This is a genomic window from Bathymodiolus heckerae thiotrophic gill symbiont, from assembly GCF_900128515.1.
Classification (GTDB): Bacteria; Pseudomonadota; Gammaproteobacteria; order PS1; family Pseudothioglobaceae; genus Thioglobus_A.
In genome coordinates this window covers 1-1,745 of the sequence record NZ_FQTP01000182.1, presented here as the reverse complement: position 1 = coordinate 1,745, position 1,745 = coordinate 1, and the positions used below count along the sequence as shown (strand labels likewise).

General features: G+C 32.4%; 1 protein-coding gene and 1 pseudogene. Both read right to left on the bottom strand.

Going from position 1 to position 1,745, the window contains the following annotated elements; genetic code table 11:
• Positions 1-277 (bottom strand): annotated as a pseudogene (locus BTHERMOSOX_RS10910) (hypothetical protein); the annotation flags it as partial.
• Between the two features lie 132 nt (positions 278-409).
• Positions 410-1,465: an acyltransferase family protein gene (locus BTHERMOSOX_RS10905; RefSeq protein ID WP_171004756.1), complete on the bottom strand. Its 1,056-nt coding sequence runs from the start codon at positions 1,463-1,465 to the stop codon at positions 410-412.
• Positions 1,466-1,745: the final 280 nt, after the last annotated feature.

The following is a 1,745-nucleotide window of genomic DNA, read 5'->3' as shown; positions in this document are numbered from 1 at the left end:
AAGATCTTTCCTTGTCGGTTCCTGACTTAAGAGCCTCTTTGTCCTCATGTTCCAGCTCTTCGTCTTCTTCATTATCTCTTGAGCCTTTATCCCAAGGAGCAAGACTGCCTGAAGGCTTTGAACTATTCGACGGGTTTTGATTGAGGCGCTCCATTGCTTCTTTAAGATCATTGGCCAGATTGATGCTCAACCCAGCGAGTGCGTCAGGATCTTTTTCCAGAAGTTTGCGGATGAATGGCTCATCAATTTGTAGTAATTCCTGTTCCTTGAGAACCATGAGCCTTAAACGCCTTTGTGAAATTATCGATATAATAAACACTTACAAGGTGTTTTTGTCAAGATTTTTAGGTTTTAACCGTAAGGATCTGAACGGTTACGCTTTCAATAATCACCTTCGCTTTTTTGGAAGTTATTTTTCTGAAAGTCTATATATATATTTTCTGGATATTCTTTGACCATATAACCTCAATGGTTCTTCTATATAGTTATGTAAAACTATTGCAACAAATAAAGTAAAAAATAAGGATGCTAAAAAAAGAATAATTCCATTTAAGTGTATATCCATTAATTGAAATATTTTTGGACTTGCATTATGGATAAGATATACAGGGTAGCTTATAGCACCAGTATAAATTAAAATATGTTTAAGATATTTAGGTGTATTTTGTTCATTAACGAATGATAGTGGAAATAAAATAAAAGCATAAGATAAAGCACATAAAATATTGAAAAAACCACCAATAAGAACACTATGATTATCTAATGAACCACCTACGTTAACAAAATGGGAAGCTAATGAAGATATAAATAAAACACCTAAACCACCAATTATAATTCGAAATTTAATATCTTTTGAATAGCAATTAGGGGTAAGGATAAACTTATATAAAAAAGTGCCTATTAAAAATTCCGCTAATATTCCAGTTAAGTGAACACTCAATATATAATAAGAATCTACTTCACCAGGTGTTCTATTTAAAACAAGAAATAATTTAAAAATTATTGCAACGAAAAATATTTTTAGAAGAGCATTCTTGAATTTTGTTAAGTATGCAATAAGTGGAACAAATAAATAAAACTCTACTTCTACTGGCAAGCTCCAAAAGGCAGGATTGAAATAAAAAGCTTCTTCTAAGGAAGTTAGTGTATGAAGAAAAAAAATATGGTTAATGAGATAATGTATACTTTCAGAATTTCTTGTTGATAGCATAAAGTATATTATCAATGTAAGTAAGTAAATTGGAAATAGCCTAAAAAATCTTCTTATAAAGAAGTGTTTGAGGTTTACCTTTCCAGAGTAAATTAATTTAGCAAAAACAAAACCACTTATTACAAAAAAAAGGTCTACTCCCGTCCATAAAAAATTTAAGATACCACCACTGCCATTTGTTATCATGTAAGAATAATGAGTTATTAATACCATTAAAGCTGCGACACCTCTAGAAAATTCTATACCAATAAACATTCTATATCCTTTTAACTCCTGTGAATTATAGCTAAAAAAGCAGATAAAAAAATATGGGACTGTCCCTGACCGATCCCCACGAATATTAGAACAATTAAACATTAAGTGGCGCCCGGCTACGCACTTAAGACGGTAACCGTTCATTCCCCTATATAATTAAGCAGCAACTAGCGCAGGCATCTGCGGTAATTTAGGCACATTATTTCCCTGGCGGCGCATTTTAATAACATCCCTAAGATACAAAAGTGGTGAACTATTTCGTAATCGGCAGGTCGCAAAT

Excerpts from the sequence above, each read along its gene's own strand:
- BTHERMOSOX_RS10905 (WP_171004756.1), bottom strand. The coding sequence starts at position 1,465 with ATGTTTATTGGTATAGAATTTTCTAGAGGTGTCGCAGCTTTAATGGTA.